This is a genomic window from Micromonospora trifolii (assembly GCF_022229005.1).
Lineage (GTDB): Bacteria > Actinomycetota > Actinomycetes > Mycobacteriales > Micromonosporaceae > Micromonospora > Micromonospora trifolii.
This window is the reverse complement of the sequence record NZ_JAKKFD010000017.1, coordinates 1-22,566: the sequence shown is the minus strand read 5'-3', so window position 1 is coordinate 22,566 and position 22,566 is coordinate 1. Positions and strand designations below refer to the sequence as shown.

General features: G+C 71.1%; 17 protein-coding genes. 6 read left to right on the top strand and 11 right to left on the bottom strand.

Translation table 11 applies throughout. From position 1 onward, the window contains the following. Positions 1-61: 61 nt before the first annotated feature. From NIE79_RS11040 to NIE79_RS11020, 5 genes are all read right to left on the bottom strand, one after another. Entirely contained in the window at positions 62-874 is an 813-nt protein-coding gene (locus tag NIE79_RS11040) for a TIGR03936 family radical SAM-associated protein (protein WP_274523926.1), read from the bottom strand. A gap of 158 nt (positions 875-1,032) precedes the next feature. Then, complete coding sequence (gene mycP / locus NIE79_RS11035; RefSeq protein ID WP_238678461.1) at positions 1,033-2,433, bottom strand: type VII secretion-associated serine protease mycosin; 1,401 nt, start codon at positions 2,431-2,433, stop codon at positions 1,033-1,035. 10 nt (positions 2,434-2,443) lie between these two features. After that, positions 2,444-3,937, bottom strand: coding sequence for a hypothetical protein (locus tag NIE79_RS33675; RefSeq protein ID WP_274523925.1), 1,494 nt, complete (start codon positions 3,935-3,937; stop codon positions 2,444-2,446). 10 nt (positions 3,938-3,947) lie between these two features. Then, positions 3,948-4,388, bottom strand: coding sequence for a hypothetical protein (locus NIE79_RS11025; RefSeq protein WP_238678460.1), 441 nt, complete (start codon positions 4,386-4,388; stop codon positions 3,948-3,950). 261 nt (positions 4,389-4,649) lie between these two features. Further along, the gene (locus NIE79_RS11020; RefSeq protein WP_238678459.1) at positions 4,650-6,650 is read right to left on the bottom strand and encodes a TIGR03960 family B12-binding radical SAM protein; all 2,001 of its coding nucleotides are present in this window, start codon (positions 6,648-6,650) and stop codon (positions 4,650-4,652) included. Between the two features lie 107 nt (positions 6,651-6,757). On the opposite strand from NIE79_RS11020, the gene NIE79_RS33670 reads away from it, so the two are divergent. Further along, positions 6,758-8,038 (top strand): hypothetical protein, encoded by a 1,281-nt coding sequence (locus NIE79_RS33670; RefSeq protein ID WP_274523924.1) that lies wholly within the window; start codon positions 6,758-6,760, stop codon positions 8,036-8,038. A gap of 47 nt (positions 8,039-8,085) precedes the next feature. Here the strand turns inward: NIE79_RS33670 and NIE79_RS11010 are convergent, their stop codons facing one another. Continuing rightward, positions 8,086-8,775: a lysophospholipid acyltransferase family protein gene (locus NIE79_RS11010; RefSeq protein ID WP_238678458.1), complete on the bottom strand. Its 690-nt coding sequence runs from the start codon at positions 8,773-8,775 to the stop codon at positions 8,086-8,088. A gap of 105 nt (positions 8,776-8,880) precedes the next feature. Continuing rightward, positions 8,881-12,051, bottom strand: a complete 3,171-nt coding sequence (gene ileS, locus NIE79_RS11005; RefSeq protein WP_238678457.1) for an isoleucine--tRNA ligase — start codon at positions 12,049-12,051, stop codon at positions 8,881-8,883. A 346-nt stretch (positions 12,052-12,397) separates the two neighbouring features. On the opposite strand from ileS, the gene NIE79_RS11000 reads away from it, so the two are divergent. The 3 genes from NIE79_RS11000 (at position 12,398) to sigJ (ending at position 15,031) form a co-directional block, all read left to right on the top strand. Then, positions 12,398-13,579, top strand: a complete 1,182-nt coding sequence (locus NIE79_RS11000; protein WP_238678456.1) for an acyltransferase family protein — start codon at positions 12,398-12,400, stop codon at positions 13,577-13,579. A 145-nt stretch (positions 13,580-13,724) separates the two neighbouring features. Further along, positions 13,725-14,156, top strand: coding sequence for a carboxymuconolactone decarboxylase family protein (locus tag NIE79_RS10995; RefSeq protein ID WP_274523936.1), 432 nt, complete (start codon positions 13,725-13,727; stop codon positions 14,154-14,156). Then, positions 14,153-15,031, top strand: a complete 879-nt coding sequence (gene sigJ, locus NIE79_RS10990) for an RNA polymerase sigma factor SigJ (RefSeq protein ID WP_238678454.1) — start codon at positions 14,153-14,155, stop codon at positions 15,029-15,031. The genes NIE79_RS10995 and sigJ overlap by 4 nt, the downstream gene beginning before the upstream one ends. Positions 15,032-15,070: 39 nt before the next feature. On the opposite strand, the gene ndk is transcribed toward sigJ, so the two are convergent. After that, positions 15,071-15,496, bottom strand: a complete 426-nt coding sequence (ndk, locus tag NIE79_RS10985) for a nucleoside-diphosphate kinase (protein ID WP_088949743.1) — start codon at positions 15,494-15,496, stop codon at positions 15,071-15,073. A 142-nt stretch (positions 15,497-15,638) separates the two neighbouring features. Between ndk and NIE79_RS10980 the strand changes: the two genes are divergently transcribed. Then, positions 15,639-17,135, top strand: a complete 1,497-nt coding sequence (locus NIE79_RS10980) for a VOC family protein (RefSeq protein WP_238678453.1) — start codon at positions 15,639-15,641, stop codon at positions 17,133-17,135. A 38-nt stretch (positions 17,136-17,173) separates the two neighbouring features. Here the strand turns inward: NIE79_RS10980 and NIE79_RS10975 are convergent, their stop codons facing one another. The 3 genes from NIE79_RS10975 to NIE79_RS10965 are packed head-to-tail and all read right to left on the bottom strand — an operon-like array spanning position 17,174 to position 21,554. Beyond that, on the bottom strand, positions 17,174-17,608 hold the full coding sequence (locus tag NIE79_RS10975) for a DUF4233 domain-containing protein (RefSeq protein ID WP_238678452.1): 435 nt from the start codon (positions 17,606-17,608) through the stop codon (positions 17,174-17,176). Continuing rightward, on the bottom strand, positions 17,605-18,939 hold the full coding sequence (locus NIE79_RS10970) for a bifunctional folylpolyglutamate synthase/dihydrofolate synthase (RefSeq protein ID WP_238678451.1): 1,335 nt from the start codon (positions 18,937-18,939) through the stop codon (positions 17,605-17,607). The genes NIE79_RS10975 and NIE79_RS10970 overlap by 4 nt, the downstream gene beginning before the upstream one ends. Then, positions 18,936-21,554, bottom strand: a complete 2,619-nt coding sequence (locus NIE79_RS10965; protein ID WP_238678450.1) for a valine--tRNA ligase — start codon at positions 21,552-21,554, stop codon at positions 18,936-18,938. The genes NIE79_RS10970 and NIE79_RS10965 overlap by 4 nt, the downstream gene beginning before the upstream one ends. 69 nt (positions 21,555-21,623) lie before the next feature. On the opposite strand from NIE79_RS10965, the gene NIE79_RS10960 reads away from it, so the two are divergent. Continuing rightward, positions 21,624-22,310 (top strand): hypothetical protein, encoded by a 687-nt coding sequence (locus NIE79_RS10960; RefSeq protein WP_238678449.1) that lies wholly within the window; start codon positions 21,624-21,626, stop codon positions 22,308-22,310. The last annotated feature ends 256 nt before the right edge of the window (positions 22,311-22,566 follow it).

The window sequence follows — 22,566 nt, the reverse complement described above, 5'->3', positions numbered from 1 at the left end:
TCCGCCGGGCGCGCGTGGTGCGCGACCGCCGAAGTCTGCCTGCCAGAACACCGACCGTCGGTCAGTGCCCAACGATGGCTGCCCCGTCGCGGTCCGCATCCAACGGATCCACGATCGCACCCTGCGCGGTCAACGTGCCCTGAGCCAGCCGTGTCACCCTCGGCGAAACCGGCGGCTCCAGGTCGGCCACCACGCGGAGGCCGGAAAGGACGTCATCGGGCCGTACGGACGGGGTGACCTGCCGCACGACCAGTTCGAGTATCGCACACGGTACGGCCGGCGCCCCGGAAGGCGTCGGCGTCGGCAACTGGACATCGATCGACATCACGGCGGCTCGGGCGTCGAAAGTGCGTCGACCCTGCTTGGTCATCCGCTCGACCAGCACCTCCTCGGCCGCGACGAAGGCGTCCACCGCGGCGCGCAGCACCGCCGTGTCGACCTCAGGCAACTCGATGTGCCAGTGCGACGCCTCGATCCGGTCCGGCAGGTTGCCCCCTTCGGCGATCACGGCGTCCAGGACGTCCAGCCCCGGCGAGAGCGCGGCGTCCAACGCGGCGCGCAACGCGTCCGGGTCGACTGTCGCCTGAAGGGCGATTTCCAGGTACTCCGCCTCGCTCGCCACCCCGGTCGGCGCGGCGCTGGCGTAGGAGATCTTCGGGTGCGGGTGGAAACCCTGGGAGAAGGCGACCGGCACGGCGGCCCGGCGTAGCGCGCGCTCGAACGCCCGGGCGAAGTCCCGGTGCGAGGTGAATCGCAGCGGCCCGCGCTTGGCGTACCGGATGCGGACGCGCTGGACGACCGGTGCCTGGCCGCCCTCGGGTTGAGGCTTTCTGGCGATCGTGGGCTCCTCGGGTGTACCTGCGTGTCCGCCCATCCTGGCGCAGGGCTCGTGACGGTACGCAGCCGGGGCGGCCGGATCGCCCTGGCAGACGGGCACAAACCGGTCGACGGGCTCGTGACCACCCGCCGCGAAAGCCGATGGCCGGCCGGTGACGCGGAGGTCACCAGCCGGCCACCATGATCGAGGACCGGTTACCGCTCCCTCGGCGGGGCGGGCGGCGGCCCGCCCGGCGGGCCGTAACCGGGAGGGGGACCGTAACCGGACGGCTGGCCGTAGCCGGAGGGCGGGCCGTAGCCGGAGGGCGGGCCGTGACCGGGAGGTGGCGGGTAGCCGGGCGGCGGGGCGTAGTCCGCGTCCGACGGCGGATACCCGCCGGGGGCCTCCCGGTCGAGCACCTCATCCGGGATGTCGGCGGCCCGTGCCGCCTCCCGCCGGTACCGACGGCGGTTCCAGATGAGGAACACCGCCAGCCCCAGCAGCAACACCAGCGCCACGGCGATGCCAATGCCGATGACCATGACCTGCTGGTCGGTCGGACCACCGCGATCGCCGTGCTGGGTGACGTCGAACTCCTCGTCCGCGTCCCCGGTGCGGGCCGGGCCCGGGTCGGTCGCCGCCGCCGGGTCGAGCAACGGGTTGGCGGCGACCGACGGCACGCTCGCGGTCAGCGCCCTCATCGGGTCGATCACCCCGAAGCCGTACTGCGGGTCTCGTCCGGATGGACCCGCGTCCCGGGCGGTCCGGATGATCCGGTTGATCACGTTGGGAGCGCTGAGGTCCGGATATTTCGACCGGATCAGCGCGGCGAGACCGGAGACGATCGCTGTGGAGTCGGAGGTTCCGTCGCCCCAGCCGTAGCCCTGCTCGTTGAGGACGTTGTAGATGCCGTCGCCCGGAGCGGCGACCACCGCCTCCGGCCCCTGGACGGAGCCGGACCAGAACGCGCCACCCCGGGTCGTTCCGGTCACCGCGATCACACCCGGGGTGTTGGCAGGACTGTCCACGGCGACGCTGCCCCGGGCGGTGTTGCCGGCAGCGGCGACCACGACGACGTCACGGTCCAACGCGTACTTGATGGCGTCCTGCTCCACCGGGTTGGCGAGGCCCGGGCCACCAATGGACATGTTGATCACCTTGGCACCGCCGTCGACGGCCATCCGAATGGCACGGGCGATCCCCGTGTCGCTGTAGGACCCGCCGTCCTTGCGCATCTTGATGGGCAGGATCTTCACACCGGGGGCGACGCCGACCACCCCGTCGCTGCTGGGTTTCGCCGCGATGATGCCGGCCATGTGCGTGCCGTGCCCGTCGTCGTCGGACCGGCCGTCTCCGGAGGCGCCGTAACTGCGACCACCGGCGAGCACCTGACCGCGCAGGTCCGGATGGCTCGCCTCGACGCCAGTGTCGATCACGGCCACGACCACGCCCCGCCCGGTCGAGACCTTGTGCGCCTGCTCGATCCGGAGCTCGTCCACATACCACTGTTCGGCCCGTCGGGGCGCGGCGGCCGCCGGCTGAGCGGCCCCCACGACCAGGAACCCCGCCAGCAGGCAGGCGGTCACCGGCCGGAGGCTTCCGACGTTCACCCTCATCCGTCCATCCTCATCGAAGGACACCCGGGGACGCCCCGTCACCGGGGCCCCACGGATCGTCATCCTCAGTCAACCACGACGAGTGCTCGGAGCCGGTGCTACCGCCGTGCCCGGCGCCACCCGCGCCGCCCGCGCCGCCCATCATGCCGCCACCCATCATTCCGGCGCCGCCGGCACCACGCGCGCCGCCCGCCATCCCGGCGCCGCCAGCGCCAGCGCCGGCCGCGGCGCGCAGCGCGTTCGCGGCGCTCGTCATCGGCGGCAGCTTTCCGTTGCCACCACCCACCATGCCGGGGATGCCACCCACGCCGATGCCGCCGCCGGCGCCGCCCCCCAGGCCACCGCCAGAGCCGATCCCGCCGGCCGAGCCGACGCCGGCCCCACCTCCGAAACCACCGCCGGCGCCACCGAGGCCGGCGCTGCCGACCCCGCCGCCGCCGATGCCACCACCGAGACCGCCGACGCCACTCGGGCTGGCACCGGCCAGACCGCTGCTGTAGCCGGTGTCGCCGTCCTGGTAGCCCGGGTAGCTGGAGCCGGTCGACGGGGGTGTGAACTGACCGGTGCCGCCGGTGGGCGAGCCATCGCCGATCCCACCGGGCTTGGTCGGGGAGAACGGGTCGACGGTGGACGTCGGACCGCCCGTGTCGCCGATGCTCGGTGGCCTGCTGCCGATCGTGGGGCCGCCACCGATGTCGGGCTTCCCGCCGAAGTCGCCACCACCGATGTCGGGCCGCCCCGTCGGCGGGACCCGCGTGTCCCGCTCGACGTCGTTCGACTCGCCGGATCCGTCCGGCCTGTTCACGGCGAGCTTCGGACGCTCGGTGTCGACGGCCAGGGGCAGCGGGGCCATCGCGCTGTTCGCGGCATCCTGGTTGTCCCGGTACCAGTTGTCCAGGTGGGCTCCGGTGTCCCACCAGCCGCCCCGCTTCTGGTCACCGGCCTGGCCGTCGACCTTCATCGTCGCTTCCAGGTCGTCGGCCTTGTCGCGGAAGGCGCCGTCGGCGTACGAGGCGGGGTTGTTCTGGTAGTCCTGGCGCAGCGCGGCGAGGAACCCCGACGAGCTCTCGCCGTCGCGGGCATCGTCGAGCTCGGTGCCGTTGGGCAGGCTCCACTCGTTGAACCCGAAGTCGTCCATCAGTGGGATCGGGATCGTGGTGACCGACTTACGGATGTCACCCTCGATCCGCATCAACGCGCCGCTGACGTTTGTCGTGTCGGTGATCAGATCCTCGATCTGCTTGCCGATCTTGCCCAGGTGCTCGCGGTACGCGTCACCACCACTGCCCTTCCAACCGGCGAGCATCCCGGGCAGACCGCCGACGTGTGGGCGTTCCTGGCCCGTCGCGATCGGGCCGACGAACGAGCGACCGACGAGCGCGTCCCGCAGCTGTTGCAGACCGCTGGAGAGATTGCTCCATCCCGCTCCGACCGATCCGACCGTTTCCGGGTCGGCGGAGAGCGTCACCTCACGGACGCACCGCTCCCAGGTTCCTCCAGCCATGACGTCCCCCTCAGGCCGTGTACGGGTAGGTGGGTGCACCGCTGGCAGTGGGCGGCTGCGCCGCCTCGCCCAGCAGTCGCTCGATCTCCTTGCCGTTGGCGCCGTTACGCGCCTCGGTGTCGCGGAACGCCTTGGCGATCTCCTCGGTGCCCTCCTTGAGCGCGGTGAGCTTCTGGGAGAGCGCCGTGAGGTGCGCTTCCACGTTCTCCGTTGACGTCTCCAGGGCCCGCCACTGCATGACGGCGTCCTCGTACGCGCCGAACGGGGTGCCGTTCGGAACGGTCTGGGCGTTGTTGCTGTCGCCCTTCATCCGCGTCTTGATGCGTTCCATCTCGTACTTGAGCGTGTCGTCGATGTACTGCCGGAGCCGCTCGACGTACGTGGCGGCCGCGTCCAGGTCTTCGACGCTGACCTGCAGGTCGCCGATGCTCGGCGGCGGGATGTTCCCCATGCGTTTCCTCCCCCGTCCCCGACCCGCCGGGTCGGTCCATGTCAGACGCAGCGTATCGAGTCTGACCTAGTCGGGGCAGCCCCAGCTACCAGCACGTGGTACAGATGGCGGCCGATCTCCGGGATGGTCCGGTGCGGCCACCGGGCGGGCCGAGCCCGAACAGCGCCAACGGGCCCGCGAGACGCGGACCCGTTGGGCGACATGTCGGATGTGGAGGGTGCTGAGGTCACCGCCGGCCGGCGCTGCCCGAAGGCAGCCCGGTCAGGGGTGCGAGTGCGAGTGCCCCGACGGGACCTTCATGCCGTTGCCACCCAGCGGGGTGAGCGGCAACAGCTTCTTGCCGGTGGGGCCGATCTGGATCTCGGTGTCCATGGATGGGCAGACGCCGCAGTCGAAGCAGGGCGTCCACCGGCAGTCGTCCTGCTCGAACTCGCTGAACGAGTCCTGCCAGTCCTGCCAGAGCCAGTCCTTGTCCAGGCCCGAGTCGAGGTGGTCCCAGGGCAGGACCTCCAGCTCGTCGCGCTGACGGGTGGTGTACCAGTCGAGGTCCACCCCGAACGTCGGCAGCGTCTCGGCCGCCGCGTCCACCCAGCGCTCGTACGAGAAGTGCTCGCTCCACCCGTCGAACCGGCCGCCGTTCTCCCAGACCTTGCGGATCACCGAGCCGACCCGGCGATCACCCCTGGAGAGCAGCCCCTCGATGAGCGACGGCTCGCCGTCGTGGTAGCGGTAGCCGATGGCACGGCCCAACGAGCGGTCCGCGTTGATGGCCTGCTTGAGAATCTTGAGCCGGTGGTCGATGACCTCCGGACGGTCCATCGCGGCCCACTGGAACGGGGTGTGCGGCTTCGGCACGAACCCGCCGATGGAGACGGTGCAGCGGATGTCCTTGGAGCCGGTCGCGGCCCGGCCGGCCCTGATCACCTCGTGCGCCATCTCGGCGATCTCGAGGACGTCCTCGTCGGTCTCGGTGGGCAGGCCGCACATGAAGTAGAGCTTCACCTGCCGCCAGCCGTTGGTGTACGCGGTGACGACCGTACGGATCAGGTCTTCCTTCGACACCATCTTGTTGATGACCTTGCGGATCCGCTCCGACCCGCCCTCCGGGGCGAAGGTCAGGCCGGTACGCCGCCCGTTGCGGGACAGCTCCTGCGCGAGGTCGATGTTGAAGGCGTCCACCCGGGTCGAGGGCAGCGACAGCGACACGTTCGTGCCCTCGTACTGCTGGGCGAGGCCCGAGCACATGTCGCCGATCTCGGAGTGGTCCGCCGAGGAGAGCGACAGCAGGCCGACCTCGGAGAAGCCGGAGAACTCCAGGCCCTCGCGGACCATCTGCGCGACAGTGGTGATCGACCGCTCCCGCACCGGCCGGGTGATCATCCCGGCCTGGCAGAACCGGCAGCCCCGGGTGCAGCCCCGGAAGATCTCCACCGCGTACCGCTCGTGCACCGTCTCGGCCAGCGGAACGAGGGGCTTCTTCGGGTACGGCCAGGCGTCCAGGTCCATCGTCGTGCGCTTGTGCACCCGGAACGGCACGTCCGCCCGGTTCGGCACGACCCGCTGGATCCGGCCGTCCGGCAAGTAGTCGACGTCGTAGAAGCGCGGCACGTAGACGCTCTCGGTGCGGGCCAGCCGCAGCAGCAGCTCGTCGCGGCCGCCCGGCGAGCCCTCGGCCTTCCACTCCCGGACGATCGCCGTGATCTCCAGGACCGCCTCCTCGCCGTCACCGAGCACCGCGGCGTCGATGAAGTCGGCGATCGGCTCCGGGTTGAACGCGGCGTGCCCGCCGGCCACGATCACCGGGTCGGCGTCGGTGCGGTCGGCTGCCAGCATCGGGATGCCGGCCAGGTCGATTGCGGTGAGCATGTTGGTGTAACCCAGCTCGGTGGAGAAGGAGATGCCGAACACGTCGAACCCGCGCACCGCCCGGTGCGCGTCGACGGTGAACTGCGGCACGCCGTGCGTGCGCATCAGCGTCTCCAGGTCCGGCCAGACCGCGTACGTCCGCTCGGCGAGGGTGTCGGGCAGCTCGTTGAGCACCTCGTAGAGGATCTGCACGCCCTGGTTGGGCAGGCCCACCTCGTAGGCGTCGGGATACATCAACGCCCAGCGGACGGTGGCGGAGTCCCAGTCCTTCGTCACCGAACCCAACTCGCCCCCGACGTACTGGATGGGCTTGGAGATCTGGGGTAGCAGCGGCTCGAGCTGGGACCACACGGAGTTGGTCGCGGCCGCGCGCGGTGTCGTGGACGGGGCACTCATGATGCCCAAGGGTACGCGTTCCTCCGGCGGCGATCGCGCGCACGCCCGATCGGCGGTGGTGGCGGCGCGGTACTAACCTCGGATCGGCGCGAGAGGAGATTGCCGCGATGCCGGAGCCCCAGCCGGGAGCACGGCCGGCCGACGGGAGCACCCCGGGCGCGGAGCCGGAGCGGGACACGGCGGTCGCCGACGAGCCGACCTCCCCACCCGTACCCCCGGACCAGCCGGACCCCTCGGACCAGCCAGACCCCTCGGACCAGCCGGAGTCCCCGGACCAGCCAGAGTCCCCGGACCAGCCGGAACCCCCGGACCAGCCGGAACCTGCCGCCACCGCGGAGGTCCCGGCGCCCAGGTGGAGCGGTTCGGCCCCGGTGCCGCCGCCGCTGCCACGCCGGTCCAGCTGGGGCGAGTCGGCCGAGCCGACCCCTCCCCCGCCGGTCGCCTTCGGGCCGCCGGAGCACCAGACGCCGGTCGACCCGTGGGCCGGCGTGGACACCGGCGGCTGGGACCTGCCCTCCGCCGAACTGCCCCCGCTGCCACCGACGACGTCGTATCCGACGCCGCCGGAGACCCGGCAGTGGTCCGGTCCGCCCGCTCCCCCGGCCGTTTCGCACCCGGTGCCGCCGCTCGCCGGGCCGCGCCCGGTGCCGCCGCCGGCTGCCCCGCGCGCACCGCAGGCCATCGGGCCCATGGTGCCGGCCCGACCGATGTCGCCACCCGCGCCTCCCGCGCCGCCGAAGGTGCCGAAGCAGCGCCGGGGCCGGCGATCCACCGCGCCACCGCCGACTCCGCCGGGCTGGCAGGCCCCCAAGGGGTACGTGCCGGTACCGGTCCGTCGACGACGCCGCTGGCCGTGGCTGCTGCTGCTCACCCTGGCGTGCTGCTGTGGCTGCCCCGCCTACTACGGGTTCCCGATCTCGGCCCAGTACCCGGCGCGCGCGGCACTGCCCGCCCAGGTGGACGACCTCAGCCTGCGGCAGGACGGCAGCAGCACGGAGACCGCCAAACAGTTGGAGAACGAGGTCCGCAAGGAGCACTGGCTGGCCGAGGACACGTTCGCCGGCGTCTACGCCACGACGAGCGGCAAGCGGGTGACGGTCTTCGGCGGTACCGGCTTTCGGGTGAGCCCGGAGTCGGACGCGGAGGCCGAGATCAGCCGGCTCACCGAGCGGTACGCGCTGGATGCCCCGGAGAGCGTGGACACCGGTGTGCGGGGCAGGCACGAACGGTGCGCGGTGGGTAGCGCCGACGGCAGTGCCGTGGTGGTCTGCACATCGGTCGACCACGGCAGCATCGCCACCGGCGTGTTCACCCGACTCTCCGTCGCCGACAGCGCCGACCTGCTGGCCACCCTGCGCGCCCAGATCGTCCAACCCGAGCGGGGCTGAGCGGCGGCGAAAGGCGGAAGCCCAGGGCCCAGGGCCCGCGGCCGTGGTCAGGCGTCGCGGGTCGGGTCCGGGTGGGCGCGCGGCGGGGCGTAGCGGGGCACGTACTCCTGGCCGGTGAGCTTCTGGATCTCACTCATCAGCTCGTCGGTCATCTGCCGCAGCGACGTGCGGTCGTCCGGTCGGCCGCTGAAGTCCAGCGGTTTGCCGAACCGAACCGTGATCTTGGCAGTGCCCGGCCGGGGCACCCGGGCACCGATCGGCTGAGCCTTGTCGGTGCCGATCATGCCGACCGGGATGATCGGCACGCCGGCCGAGATCGCCAGCCGGGCCGCGCCGGTACGCCCCCGGTAGAGCTTGCCGTCCGGCGAGCGGGTGCCCTCCGGGTAGACAACCACCAGGTCACCGCCCTTGAGCGCCGGGATCGCCGCGTCGAACGCGGACAGCGCCGCCCGACCACCGGCCCGCTCGACCGGGATCGCGCCCAGGCCGGTGAGGACGAACTTGGAGATCGCACCCTTCACGCCGGTGCCCTTGAAATATTCCGACTTGGCCCAGAACGCCAGGTGCCGGGGCACTACCGTGCCGAGGAACAGCTCGTCGGCCACCGAGAGGTGGTTACCGGCGAAGACCGCGCCACCGATCTCCGGCACGTGTTCCAGCCCCTCCACGGTCGGGCGGAACGCCAACCGCAGCGTGGGCGCCACGGTGAGCTTGCCGATGGTGTAGAGCAGGGGCACTGGTCCTCCGGCAGATCAGGTGCGAACAGGCGGTGTCACGGTAGCGGACGCCTCCACACCTCCCGGACGGAGGTGGTGAGGCGCCCGCACCCTGGCGATGGTCCGTTATACCCGGCGCACGACCACAGTTACCCGCTCACCATCGCCGACCTCGCCAGCGAAGCCCTCCAGGCCCTCGACGGCGGAGCCGCCCGGGCCCTCGACGAAGTCCACCGAGTCGGCCAGCACCTCTGCGGAGACGAAGTCGACGTACGCGGCCACCGCCGCGCGTACCTCGTCGGATGCTGACACCGACACCACGATCCGGTCCGAGACGTCCAGATCGGCGTCCCGGCGGGCCTGCTGCACCACCCGCACCACGTCGCGGGCCAGCCCTTCGGCGGCCAACTCCGGTGTGACATCGGTGTCCAGCACCACCACGCCCTCGCCGCCGGGCAGCGGCGCGGAGTGCTCGGCGTCTGCGGCGACCAGGCGCAGCTCGTACTCGCCCTCGGCGAGGGTGACGCCGGCGGCCACCGGGGCGCCGTCGACCAGCTCCCACTCGCCCGCCTTGACCGCCTTGATCACTTGCTGCACCTGCTTGCCGACCCGCGGGCCGAGCGCCCGGGGCACCACAGTCAACACCTGCTCGCAGTACGCGGACAGCTCCGCGCTGAACTCGACAGTCTTCACGTTGACCTCGTCGGCGACCAGGTCGGCGAACGGCCGCAGCTGCTCCGCGACCGGCGAGGCCACTGTCAGCTTGGACAGCGGCAGCCGCACCCGCAGCCCCTTGGCCTTGCGCAGCGACAGTGCCGCCGAGGCGACCGCCCGGACGTTGTCCATCGCGGCGACGAGGTCGTGGTCGGCCGGGAACTCGCTCGCCTCCGGCCAGTCGGCCAGGTGCACCGAACGCTCCCCGGTCAGGCCACGCCAGATCTCCTCAGCGGTCAGCGGCGCGAGCGGCGCCACCACCCGGCAGAGGGTCTCCAGCACCGTCGACAGGGTGTCGAAGGCGTTGGCGTCACCAGACCAGAACCGGTCCCGGGACCGGCGCACGTACCAGTTGGTCAGCGCGTCCAGGTAGGACCGGACGGTGGCGCAGGCACCGGAGATGTCGTACGCGTCCATCTGCGCGCCGACGGTGGACACCAGCTCGTTGGTCTTGGCCAGCACGTACCGGTCGAGCAGGTGGGTGGAGTCGGTGCGCCGCCGCGCCTGGTACCCGTCGGCGTTGGCGTAGAGCGTGAAGAAGTACCACACGTTCCACAGCGGCAGCAGCACCTGCCGGACGGCGTCGCGGATGCCCGCCTCGGTGACCGCCATGTCGCCGCCGCGCAGCACCGGCGAGGACATCAGCATCCAGCGCATCGCGTCCGAGCCGTACGCGTCGAAGACGTGGTAGACGTCGGGGTAGTTGCGCAGGCTCTTGGACATCTTGCGCCCGTCCGAGCCGAGCAGGATGCCGTGGCTCAGGCAGTTGCGGAACGCCGGCCGGTCGAACAGCGCGGTGGCCAGCACGTGCATCGTGTAGAACCAGCCGCGGGTCTGCCCGATGTACTCGACGATGAAGTCACCCGGGTAGTGGTGCTCGAACCAGTCCGCGTTCTCGAACGGGTAGTGCACCTGCGCGAACGGCATCGACCCGGACTCGAACCAGCAGTCCAGCACCTCCGGCACCCGGCGCATCATCGACTGCCCGGTCGGGTCGTCCGGGTTGGGGCGGACCAGGTCGTCCACCGCCGGCCGGTGCAGGTCGGTCAGACGTACGCCGAAGTCCCGCTCGATGTCGGCCAGCGAGCCGTAGACGTCCAGGCGGGGGTAGTTCGGGTCGTCCGACTTCCACGCCGGGATCGGCGAGCCCCAGAACCGGTTCCGGCTGATCGACCAGTCCCGGGCGTTGGCCAGCCACTTGCCGAACGAGCCGTCCTTGATGTGGCCGGGCGTCCAGTTGATCTCCTGGTTCAGCTCGACCATCCGGTCCCGGAACTGGGTCACCGCGACGAACCACGACGACACCGCCTTGTAGACCAGCGGGGTGTCGCAGCGCCAGCAGTGCGGGTACGAGTGGGTGTAGGTGTCCTGCTTGAGCACCACCCCCCGGTCCTTCAGCTCCCGGATCACCGGCTTGTTGACGTCGAAGACCTGCTCACCCTGGTACGGCGGGACCAGCGCGGTGAACCGGGTGTGGTCGTCGACAGTGACGATGGTGGGGATGCCGGCGGCGTTGCAGACGTTCTGGTCGTCCTCACCGAAGGCCGGGGCCAGGTGCACGATCCCGGTGCCGTCCTCGGTGGTGACGAACTCCGCGCCGAGCACCTGGTAGGCGTTCTCCCCGGCCTGCTCGACGAGGAAGTCGAACAGCGGCGTGTAGCGGCGCCCGGCCAGGTCCCGGCCGTACACGGTGCCGACCTGCTCGTAGGACTCCAGCTCCTTGGCGTACGCGGCCAGCCGCGCCGCCCCCACCAGGTAGCGGTCGCCGTCGCGTTCGAGCACCGCGTACTCGATGTCGGGCCCGACGGCGAGCGCCAGGTTCGACGGCAGGGTCCACGGCGTGGTGGTCCAGACGCCCAGCTTGACCGGCCCGCGCACCAGCTCCGGCGCGGACTCGTCGGCGGTCAGCTCGAACCACACCGACAGCGTGGGGTCGTGCCGGTCCCGGTAGACGTCGTCCATCCGGGTCTCGGTGTTCGACAGCGGCGTCTCACACCGCCAGCAGTACGCCAGCACCCGGAAGCCCTCGTAGATCAGACCCTTGTCGTGCAGGGTCTTGAAGGCCCACATGACGCTTTCCATGTAGTCCAGGTCGAGGGTCTTGTAGTCGTTGGCGAAGTCGACCCAGCGGGCCTGCCGGTTGATGTACCGCTCCCAGTCCTGGGTGAACTCCAGCACCGAGGTGCGGCAGGCCTCGTTGAACCGGTCCACGCCCAGGTCGATGATCTCCGCCTTGCTGGTGATCCCGAGCTGCTTCTCGGCCACCACCTCGGCGGGCAGGCCGTGGCAGTCCCAGCCGAAGCGCCGCTCGACGTGCCGGCCGCGCATTGTCTGGTAGCGCGGCACCACGTCCTTGACGTAGCCGGTGAAGAGGTGACCGTAGTGCGGCAGGCCGTTGGCGAACGGCGGGCCGTCGTAGAAGACGTACTCGTTCTTACCGTCGTCGCCGGCCGGGCGGGCCTCGATGCTGGCCTCGAAGGTCTTGTCGGCCGTCCAGTGCTCCAGCACCCGGCGCTCGACCGCGGGCAGGTCCGGGCTCGCCGGGACACCGGCGGCGGTCGGGTCGTGCAACGGATAGGCCATCGGGGGTCGCTCTCCTCATGCAGCTCACTCAACGTGGGTCTGCGAGGACGAACCTCCGGGTGCGCCTGGAACGGCGCTCCCGGGTGGCCCGCGGTACCACCCCGCTTGGCGGTCAGGATCGACCGCCCGCTCATTACCGGCTGTGACGGGCCGCACCCGTCCGGTTCTACTGGGCCGGTTGCCCGGCTGTTCTTCCGGAGGCTCACCGGTGATGGCCGGGTCATCGCCTTACGGTGTCCAACGATACTCGACGCGCCCACCGCCGCGCCTTCGAGTGACGGCGAACCCGACCAGGGGCGGGAGCGCCGCCTTGACGCGTTGTGTGCCGCTCCCCAGAATTCAGCGCGTGGCCACGATAAGTTACGCCGATTACCGCGCGATGCGCCGGTTCCCTGCCCTCGACGGGCTCCGTGCGATCGCCGCGGTGATCGTCGTCGCCTTCCACTTCGGGGGGCCGCGATGGACCTGGCTCTCCGGCTGGGTCGGCGTTCAACTGTTCTTCGTGCTCTCCGGCTTCCTGATCACCACGTTGATGCTGCGCGAGGAGGAGTCGCGGGGGCGGGTGTCGTTGCGCTCCTTCTACGTCCGGCGCATCTTCCGGATCCTGCCGGTCTACCTCGTGGTGCTGGCCGCGATGTACGCCCTCGCGCACCTCAACGGCGCCAGCACGAGGCTCCGCGAATCGATGCCGTACTACCTGCTCATGGTCAACGAGTTCGCGCCGAACCAGGCGTTCCCGCACTCCTGGACGATCGCGATCGAGTGGAAGTTCTACCTGGTGTGGCCGCTGCTCGCGTTCGCGTTCGTCCGCGCCGCGTTTCTGCGTCGGATGGCGGTGACGGTGCTGGCCATCGCCGCTCTGGTCGCGCTCATCCCGTTCGAGAAGGACTGGCCCTACTGGCCGATCCACTACGTGTCGATCCTGGTGGGCTGCCTGCTGGCGGTCATCCTGCACCACCCCCGGGGGTACGCGCTGTTCCGGCCGTTGACCAGTCCCGTGGCGTCCCTCGCCGTAGCCGTCGGGTTCATCGCCGTGCACCTGGCGCTGCCGTACTGGCCGCCCGCCGCGGACGGCCACGCGGAGTCGATGATCGGCGTGTACGCGGTGGCCGTGGCGTTACTGCTCCCCGCCATGCTGGCCCCTGGCCTGCCGACGAAACTGCTCTCCTGGCGACCGCTGGTGTGGGTGGGCGAACGCTCCTACTCGCTCTACCTGGTGCAGTACCTCGCCATGGCGACGGTGATCGCGCTGGTCCCGTCGTACGCCGGGCACAGCACCCGGTTGTTCGTGGCCACCACCGTTGTCGGCCTGCTCGCGGCCGACCTGCTCTACCGCTGGGTGGAGCAGCCGATGATCGGGGTGGGACGCCGGTTCTCCGGACGGGGAAAGGCGGCCGCCGGCACCCCGACCGCCACACCGGATGCCGCACCAGCACCCGCCGCGCCGATGTCCGCCGCGGCCGACGACCCGTCCGAGCGGACGGTGCCCGCCATGCCGGTCCTCACCCCCGGCGGCGACCGCCGCTGATCATGAGGTGGCGGCGCCTGCACGACGGCCGCCTGCGGCCCGAACGTGGCGGCATGAGCGGGGTCACAGCCCCCGGTTGTCACGATCCGGCCCGGCCCGACCGTCGTACCGGCGTCGGACCGATCAGGAGGTAGTCGTGCAACGGATGAACCCGGCCGAGGTCGCACCGCAGGCGTACAAGGCCGTCATGGGGTTGGAGAAGTACGTCCAGACGAACGTCGACCACACAGTGCTGGAGCTGGTGAAGCTGCGGGCGTCGATGATCAACGGGTGCGCGTACTGCGTGGACATGCACAGCCGGGACGCGCTCGCCGAGGGCGAGTCGAGCCGGCGGCTGTTCGCCGTCGCCACCTGGCGGGAGGCGCCCTTCTTCGACGAGCGGGAGCGGGCCGCGCTGGCCCTCACCGACGCTGTCACCCGGCTCGGCGAGCACGGGGTGCCGGACGAGGTGTGGGATGACGCCGCGAAGGTCTGGTCGGAGAAGGAACTGGCCGACCTCGTCATCGCGATTGCCACAATCAACGTGTGGAATCGGATCGGGGTGACGATGCGGCTGGAGCCTCCAGCCCAGGCGTGACCACCGAGGCGGCAGCGGAGGCGGCCGGTGCGCTCGAGGCGCACCGGCCGATGCTGCTCGGGCTCGCGTACCGCCTGCTCGGCAGCCGGCACGACGCGGAGGACGTGCTCCAGGAGGCGTACCTGCGCTGGCTGGGTGTGGACCGGGCCCGGGTCGAGGAGCCGCGCCGGTACCTGTCCCGGGTGGTCACCCGGTTGGCAGTGGACCGGCTGCGCGCCCGGCAGGCGGCCCGCGAGACGTACGTCGGGACGTGGCTGCCCGAGCCGGTGCCGACCGCGCCCTCGCCGTTCGGGCCGTTGGACCGGGTGGAGCTGCGCGACTCGCTCTCCACAGCGTTGCTGCACGTCCTGGAGCGGCTCACCCCGCCGGAGCGCGCGGTGTACGTCCTGCACACGGCCTTCGACCTGCCGTACGCGGAGATCGCCGAGATCCTGGACCGGTCCGTCGCCGACTGCCGGCAGCTGTACCACCGGGCGACCGCGCGGGTACGGCAGGAGCAGCGCCGGTTCACCGCCAGCCGCCCGGAGCGGGAGCGGCTGCTGGACGCGTTCCTCGCCGCCGCCCGCGACGGCGACCTGGCCAGGCTCACCGACCTGGTGGCCGCCGACGCCACCGCCTGGAACGACGGCGGCGGTCGGGTGCGGGCCGCCCTCAACCCGGTCACCGGTGCGGACCGGATCGCCCGGTTCTACGCCGGGGTCTACGGCCCGCGTCACCGGGTGACGATGGATCCGGTCGAGCTCAACGGGGAACCGGCGATGATGATCACCCGTGCGGACGGCAGTCGCTACACACTGACCATCGCCGCCGCCGACGGACGGATCACCGGGATCTACGTGGTCGGCAACCCGGCGAAGGTGCCGGCGGTCGGCTGAACCCGGGCGTCGTCGTCGGTCGGCCCGGGCCGGTGGGCGTCAGCCCAGCTCGGGGAACCAGAGCGCGATCTCGCGCTTGGCGCTGTCCGTCGAGTCGGAGGCGTGCACCAGGTTCTCCCGGTTGGACAGCGACAGGTCACCCCGGATGGTGCCGGCGGCGGCCTTGCGCCCGTCGGTGGCGCCGACCAGCCCGCGGACCACGTCGATGACCTGGTCGCCGGAGAGCACCAGGGCGACCAGCGGGCCGCCGGTCATGAAGTCCTTCAACGGCGGGTAGAACGCCTTGTCGACGTGCTCGGCGTAGTGCTCGTCGGCGAGCGCGGCATCCATCGTCCGGTGCGCCATCGCGTCGATCCGCAGCCCCTTGCGCTCAAAGCGGGAGAGGACCTCGCCGACCAGGCCGCGGCGGACCGCGTCGGGCTTGATCAGAACGAGGCTGCGCTCATCCGGGCTGTTGCTGGACACGCTGGGTTCCTCCTGTACGCGCTGAACGCTTGGGATCGGTACGGTCAGCCTAGCGACCCGGTCCCGGCGCCGGCGCGGCGGCCGGTCTTTCCCCCGGTGGCCGATTCGGCCTAGCCTGGCCCTGACCCCCGGGAGGTCCACTGTGGCGAATGGCGGGAACCGACCCATCGCGCCGGTACGCAAGCTGATCGGCACGGTGCTGGGCACCGTGGCCACGTTCGTCGTCCTGTTCGGGCTGGGCATGACCAGTTGGGCCATCGTGGCTCTCGGGGTCGCCCTGCTGGTGCTGGCGATCGCGCTGGCGACAGTACGCGGCGGCGGTCGCACCTGGGTCGTCGGCGTCGGCCATGTGCACAGCGCCTCCGAACCACCAACCCAGTACGCGTTCGGCCGCTGCGAACTGCAACTGGTGATCGACGCCCCTGGCCTGCCACCACGGTCCAAGAAGATCATCGAGCCGAGGGTGCCGGTCTCCAAGTGGCCGTCGCTGGGTCAGACCCTGCCGATCCGGGTCGCGTTGGACGACCAGCGGCACGTCAAGGTCCTCTGGGACGAGGTGCCCACCCACGCCGAGACCGCCGCCGCCGTCGCCGATCTCCCGCCGGAGTTCGCCGACGCGGAGGCGATGGACGACCTGCTGATCCAGCAGGACGCGCCGCCGTGGGCCGACCGGGCGCCCGATGACGACTTCCGCGACGACTTCCGCGATCCGGTCGGTGACCCGTTCCGGGACCCGCTCGGTGACCCGCTGCGCACCGACCCTCGGCGTGACGACCCTCGTCGTGACGACAGCCGGCGCGACGACCTCCGGCGCGACGACAGCCGGCGCGACGACCCGGGCGTCATGCCCGAGGAGCGCGAGCCCGTGGTGATGCACCAGAGCCCGGGTGGCCCGGTGGTGTTGGAGGGCGTCGTCGTCGAACCGCAGGCCGGTGGGCTGCCCCGACGGGCGACTACTCCCGCGCCGCGCCCGCCCGCCGAGGAGCGCTTCGACGAGCCCGCGGCCGACCGGTTCGACGCGTCGGAGGCGGGCGGCACGACCGCCCCACCCGCCGAGGACCCCGCCGACCAGCCCACCGCGCAACGCTTCGAGCCTCCGCCCGCGCAGCGGTCCGGCCCAGGTGTCGTCGACCCGTTGGACCCACTCGATCTTCCACTGGACGATCCCTCACCGACCGGGGCCGCGCGCGCGACAGTGACCGACGAGGAACTGGACCAGGCGATCTTCGGGTTCGACGCCGCCTCGGCCGCGGACCCGACCGGGCCGATCAGCGGGGTGGGCCTCACCCTGCTGGTCACCGACCTGCCCCGGTCGCTCGGCTTCTACCGCGACGTGCTCGGCTTCAGCGAGGTCGACCAGGGTGCTCACAACGCCGTCCTCGCCTCCGGGACGACCCGCATCGTCCTGCGCGAGGTGACCGGGGCCGCGCCCATCAGCCGCCGACTCGTGCACGTCAACCTCGAGGTGAACGACATCGAGGCGGCGTACGAGCGGTTGCGCGAGTCGGGCGTCCGCTTCACGTACGCGCCCCGGGTCGTCAACCGCGGCACCAAGCTGGAGGTGTGGGCGGCGGCCTTCCGCGACCCGGACGGCCACGGCGTCGCGCTCACCCAGTGGCGCGAACGCGCCGACGCCTGACCCGGCCCGCCTTCGGACGGCGCCGGCCGGGTCCGGCGTCAGCCGAGAATGACGCGGCGAACGTGCAAGGCGTACGCCCAGACCAGGGCGAAGATGATGCCCAGCCCGAGCAGCGACCAGTGCAGCAGTCCGCCCAGCAACAGCAGGCCCTGGAGCACGGTGCCGGCGTTCCACGCCCACTGGCGGCGCATCATGCCGGCAAGCAACACGGCGGCCACCGCCAGTGCCACGACCGCGCCGATCGCGGCGCCGCCGAGGTCACCGCCGACCACCCTGATCGGCTGGATCGCCAACAGCAGCACCAGCGCCTCCAGGCTGAGCGTGCCAGCGCCGAGACCGCGCACCGCCCGCTCCGGGTTGCGTAACCCGGAGCGTCGCGGTTGCCCGGCCGTGGGCTCCTCCCCCGCCGGCTGCTCGACCGGCGCGCCGGTCGGGTCCTCGGTGGGGTGCTGGTCCCGCTCTGGGGTGGTCATCGCTTCAGCAGCCGGCGCGCGTCGGCGACCGTCACCACCGAACCGGTGACCAACACCCCGACCCCGCTCAACTCACCGGGGACGTCCTCCTCGGCCATCGCCACCGCCAGCTCGATCGCATCCGGCATCTCCTCGGCCGAAGCCACCCGCTCCTCGCCGAAGATCTCGGCAGCCAGCGCGGCGAGTTCCTCCGTCGGCATCGCCCGAGGCGAGCTGCTACGGGTGACCACCACCTGGTCGACCACCGGCTCGAGCAGCTCCAGCAGCGCTTCCGCGTCCTTGTCGGCCAGTACGCCGATCACGGCCACCAGCTTGCTGAACGCGAACTCCTCCTGGAGCGCGGTGACCGTGGCCTTCATGCCGTGCGGGTTGTGCGCGCCGTCCAGCAGGATGGTCGGGGCGTTACGGACCCGCTCCAGCCGACCCGGGGAGCTGGTCGAGGCGAAGCCCTCCCGGACCGCCTCGATGTCCAGCTGACGTCGAGCCCCCGCACCCAGGAACGCCTCGACGGCGGCGAGCGCCACCGCCGCGTTCTGCGCCTGGTGGGCACCGTGCAGCGGAATGAACACGTCGTCGTAGACGCCACCCAGCCCCTGAAGGGTGAGCACCTGACCGCCGACCGCGACCGCCCGACCCAGCACGCCGAACTCGCCGCCCTCCCGAGCGAGCGTGGCCCCGACCTCGGCGCAGCGTTCGAGGAGGGGAGCAGCGGCCTCCTCCTCCTGGGCCGCCGAGATGACTGTGGCCCCCGGGTGGATGATGCCGGCCTTGGCCAGCGCGATGTCCTGGAGCGTGTCACCGAGCCACTCGGTGTGGTCCAGCCCGATCGGGGTGATCACGCAGACTCCCGCCTGGAGGACGTTCGTGGCGTCCTCGGCGCCACCGAGGCCGACCTCGACCACAGCGATGTCGACCGGCGCGTCGGCGAACGTGGCGAACGCCAGCGCGGTGGTCATGTCGAAGTACGTCAGCGGCTCGTCGGATCGTGCGTCGACCAGCTCGGCCAGTGGCTTGATCTCCCGGTACACCGACGCGAACCGTTCCTCGCTGACCGGCTCCCCGTCCAGGCTGATCCGCTCCCGGACGGTCTCCAGATGCGGGCTGGTGTAGCGCCCGGTGTGCAGCCCGTGCGCCCGCAACAGCGAGTCGATCATCCGCGCGGTGGAGGTCTTGCCGTTGGTGCCGGTCAGGTGGATCGCCGGGTACGCCCGCTGCGGACTGCCGAGCAGGTCGAGCAGCGACTCGATCCGGTCCAGCTCGAAGACCATGCGGGTGAAACCACGGGCGTTCAGCTCGGCCTCGACGGCGGCGAATTCGTTACGGTCGGTCACGAGGGCAGTGTCTCCAGAGCAGCGTTGATCCGGACCAGGTCGGCCTCGGCGGTGGCGAGCCGGTCGCGGATCTTCGCGACCACCGGCTCGGGGGCCTTGCCGATGAAGGCCGGGTTGTCGAGCTTCGCCCGGGCCTGCGCGACCTCCTTCTCGGCTGCCGCGCGGTCCTTCGTCAGCCGGGCCCGCTCGGCGGCCACGTCGATCGACCCCCGGGTGTCCAACGCGACACCGACCGCGCCGGGCATGGCCAGCGTGGCGCTGGCCTGGAAGTCGTCACCTGCCGGATCCAACCGGACCAGCGAACGGATCAGCGGCTCGTGGGCGGCGATACCCGCGCCGGACAGCCCGTCCAGGCGGGCAGCCACCCGCTGCGTGGGACGCAGCCCCTGGTCGGAACGGAACCGGCGGATCTCGGTGACCACCCGCTGCACGCCGACCAACTCGGCCTCGGCGGCGTCGTCGACCAGCGACCGGTCGGCCACCGGCCAGGCGGCGGCCTGCACCGTCTCGCCGCCGGTCAGCGCGAGCCACAGCTCCTCGGTGACGAACGGGATGACCGGGTGCAGCAGCCGCAGCAGCTGGTCGAGCACATGCCCGAGCACCCGGCGGCTGGCCTCCGCCCGCTCACCGCCCTCGGCGAGCACCGGCTTGCTCAGCTCGACGTACCAGTCACAGACGTCGTCCCAGGCGAAGTGGTAGAGCAGGTCGCACACCTTGGCGAACTCGTACGCCTCGAACTGCTCGTCGACCTCGGCGGTGACGTGCGCCAACCGGGACAGGATCCACCGGTCGACGGTGGAGAGCTGCTCAGTGGGGGGCAGGTCGCCAGTGGTGTGCGCGCCGTTCATCAGAGCGAACCGGGTGGCGTTCCAGAGCTTGTTGCAGAAGTTGCGGGAGCCCTGGCACCACTCCTCGCTGACCGGGACGTCCTGGCCGGGGTTCGCGCCCCGCGCCAGCGTGAACCGGGTGGCGTCCGCGCCGTATCTGTCGATCCAGTCCAGCGGGTCGACCACGTTGCCGAACGACTTCGACATCTTCTTGCCGAACTGGTCACGCACCATGCCGTGCAGCGCGACCACGTCGAAGGGCGGCCGGCCGTCCATCGCGTAGAGGCCGAACATCATCATCCGAGCGACCCAGAAGAACAGGATGTCGTACCCGGTGACCAGCACGCTGGTCGGGTAGAACTTCGCCAGGTCCGGGGTCTGCTCCGGCCAGCCCAGCGTGGAGAACGGCCACAGCCCGCTGGAGAACCAGGTGTCCAGGACATCCTCGTCCTGGTGCCAACCCTCGCCGGTCGGCGGCGCCTCGTCGGGGCCGACGCAGACGATCTCGCCCGCCGGGCCGTACCAGACCGGGATGCGGTGCCCCCACCACAGCTGGCGGGAGATGCACCAGTCGTGCATGTTGTCGACCCAGGCGAAGTAGCGCTTGGCCAGTTCGGCCGGCTCGATGCGGACCCGGCCGTCGCGCACCGCGTCGCCCGCGGCCTGGGCCAGCGGGGCGGTGTTGACGAACCACTGCAACGACAGCCGTGGCTCGACGGTGGTCTTGCAGCGCGAGCAGTGCCCGACCGCGTGCACGTACGGGCGCTTCTCGGCGACGATCCGGCCCTGCTCCCGCAGCGCCGCCACGATCGCCGGCCGCGCCTCGAACCGGTCCAATCCCTCGAACGGGCCGGGCACGGTGATCACGCCGCGCTCGTCCATCACGGTCAGCGCGGGCAGGTCGTGCCGCTGGCCGATCTCGAAGTCGTTCGGGTCGTGGGCCGGCGTCACCTTGACCATGCCGGTGCCGAAGGACGGGTCGACGTGCGCGTCGGCGACGATCGGGATCCGGCGGCCGGTCAGCGGCAGCTCGACCTCGGTGCCGATCAGGTGCTGGTAGCGCTCGTCGTCGGGGTGCACCGCCACCGCGGTGTCGCCGAGCATCGTCTCGGCCCGGGTGGTGGCCACCACGACCTCGTCGCTGTAGCGGATCGAGATCAGCTCGCCGTCGTCGTCGGTGTGCTCGACCTCGATGTCGGAGAGCGCCGTGAGACAGCGCGGACACCAGTTGATGATCCGGTTGGCCCGGTAGATCAAGCCGTCGTCGAAGAGCTTCTTGAAGATCGTCTGGACGGCGCGGGTCAGCCCCGCGTCCATGGTGAAGCGCTCGCGGTCCCAGTCGACGGAGTCGCCGAGGCGGCGCATCTGGCCGAGGATGGCGCCACCGGACTCGGCCTTCCACTGCCAGACCCGCTCGACGAACTTCTCCCGGCCAAGATCGTGCCGGGAAAGCCCCTCGGCGGCGAGCTGACGCTCGACCAGGTTCTGGGTGGCGATGCCGGCATGGTCCATGCCCGGCAGCCACAGTGCCTCGAAGCCCTGCATCCGCTTACGCCGCGTCAACGCGTCCATCAGCGTGTGCTCGAACGCGTGGCCCATGTGCAGCGAGCCGGTGACGTTCGGCGGCGGGATGACGATGGTGAAGGGGGGCTTGTCGCTGTCGGCGGAGGCCCGGAAGTGCCCGCCGGCTACCCACTGCTCGTACCGTCGCTGCTCTACCTCACCGGGCTGGTACTGGCCGGCAAGGGTCGGGGCGTCGGGGCGTCGGGCATCCAGTCTCTCGGTCACCGGACAAGTCTACGGAGGGCTTTCACAGACCTGACGTGCGCCACCTACCGTTCGCGTACGGTGTCGGCTATGTCCGACGCACATCTCACCGAGCGGTCGCGCGACGGCGGCCGCGAGCCGGTCGAGCTGACCGAAGAGCCGATCCAGCTGAGCACCAGGGACTCCGGAGGCGACCCCGACGAGCGGTCCAGCGGCTGGTCACGTCGCCGCAAGATCGGTTGGGCGGTCGCGCTGGTGGTCGGTCTCGCCGGCGCCGGGGTGCTCGGTGTCGGTGGGTGGCGGGTGGCGCAGCAGAAGGACACCCAACTGGCCTCACCCGATCGGGTGGCGGGTCTGACCCGCGACGACAGCGAGCGGGCGAAGAGCACTGCCGACTATCTGCGCAGCGGCCTGGCGGCGAACATCGAACTCGACAGCAGTTTCGGCACTGTCTACCGCGACCCGGCCGACGACAAGCGCTCGGTGCTCATCTTCGGGGGCACCACCCTGTTGTGGCAGCCGGAACGGGACCTGGACAGCCTCTTCCGCCTGATGTCGGACGAGACCGGTGCGGTGAACGGCCTGCGGGAGCTGCCCGCGGGCGATCTCGGCGGGGTGTTGAAGTGTGGCAGCACCAGCGGTGAGGGCGGCGACTTCGCTGTGTGCGGCTGGGCCGATCACGGCAGCGTGGTGATGGCGATGTTCCCCGGCCGGTCGGTCACCGACGCCGGCGGTCTGCTGCGCAACCTCCGCGGCGGCATGCAGACCCGAGACTGACCCCGCAAGACCAGGCGCCCAGTCCGCCGACCCGCCCAGACCGCAGCCCGCAGCCCGCAGCCCGCAAGATCGCGCAACATCCTGGTTGTAGGGGTATCAACCCCTTGATGAGGCCACTACATCCAGGATCGAGCATGACCTTGCCGGCTTAAGGGAAACGCAGATTAGGCCACCCCCGATGGGGGTGGCCTAATCTGGAAGATTGTCCGGCGGCGTCCTACTCTCCCACACCCTCACGACATCGTAAGCGCTGCGT